The sequence below is a fragment of the Suttonella ornithocola genome (assembly GCF_001889065.1).
Taxonomy (GTDB): Bacteria; Pseudomonadota; Gammaproteobacteria; order Cardiobacteriales; family Cardiobacteriaceae; genus Suttonella_A; species Suttonella_A ornithocola.
In genome coordinates this window covers 1-999 of the sequence record NZ_LWHB01000259.1, presented here as the reverse complement: position 1 = coordinate 999, position 999 = coordinate 1, and the positions used below count along the sequence as shown (strand labels likewise).

At 44.0% G+C, this 999-nt stretch carries 3 protein-coding genes; 2 read left to right on the top strand and 1 reads right to left on the bottom strand.

What is annotated here, in order from left to right; all coding sequences use genetic code 11:
• Positions 1-245: rod shape-determining protein (locus tag A5N85_RS13615; protein ID WP_211268237.1), on the bottom strand; the 245-nt coding region annotated here is incomplete at its 3' end.
• 103 nt (positions 246-348) lie between these two features.
• Between A5N85_RS13615 and gatC the strand changes: the two genes are divergently transcribed.
• A complete protein-coding gene (gatC, locus tag A5N85_RS13610; protein ID WP_072577630.1) occupies positions 349-639 on the top strand; it encodes an Asp-tRNA(Asn)/Glu-tRNA(Gln) amidotransferase subunit GatC in 291 nt (96 codons plus the stop codon).
• An 11-nt stretch (positions 640-650) separates the two neighbouring features.
• Positions 651-999, top strand: a 349-nt coding sequence (locus A5N85_RS13605; protein WP_249023993.1) for an amidase family protein, incomplete at its 3' end; no start/stop codon positions are given.

Sequence of the window (999 nt, the reverse complement as noted above, 5' to 3'; positions counted from 1 at the left end):
ATCACGCCGTCTTGTAAAGGACGAATCGTTGTTAAATTACCAGGCGTTCGACCTAACATCTGCTTTGCCTGAGAACCATACGCCACAATTTTTTTCCGACCATCTTGTGGGTCTTCAGCAATTGCCACCACAGAAGGTTCATCTAAGACCAACCCTTCTCCACGCACATAAATCAAAGTATTTGCCGTCCCCAAATCAATAGACAAATCACTAGAAAACATCCCACTGAAAAACTTAAACCGCATATAAAAACGCCTCTAAAAAACAAACGCCCGCAATGGGCAGGTGCAAAGATAAAGCGGATATGATACCTTTTTACCCTTTAATTTGCAGTCTCCCATTACAACTATGAGTCAACTTGCCCCTGAAACCCTACTAAAAACCGCTAAACTAGCGAAACTAGACCTCTCTAAATCAGAAGCAACCGCGCTTCAAAAAGACTTAGAAGGAATTTTTGACCTCTTTACCACACTCAACCGAGAAGACATTCACGCGTTAGAGCCACTCGGCCATCCACTGGGTGAAACCCAACCTTTGCGTACTGATCAAGCCATTAAGCGCAATCTTATCAACAATATTGAAACCAATGCACCACTTGCAGAAGATGGTTTCATTACCGTTCCTAAAGTTATTGAATAGAAGGTTTAGCGATGACAAATCTTACGCACAAAAGCGCTGCTGAGCTTAGCCGCGAACTCACACAAAAAAACATTTCCTCTGTTGAACTGACTCGGCTCTTCCTTGACAAAATCGCCGAACATAATCCGACGCTAAATGCTTTTATCCGCACCACAGAAGAACATGCGCTAACACTCGCTGCCCAATCAGATGAAAGACGCGCGAAAGGCGAAACCCTTAGCCCATTAGATGGTATCCCAATGGCGCATAAAGATATCTTTTGTACTGCTGGCATCATTACTACCGCTGCTTCAAAAATGTTAGAGCACTTTATTCCGCCACATACGGCAACCATTGCTGAGAACCTTTCTCATGCGGGCG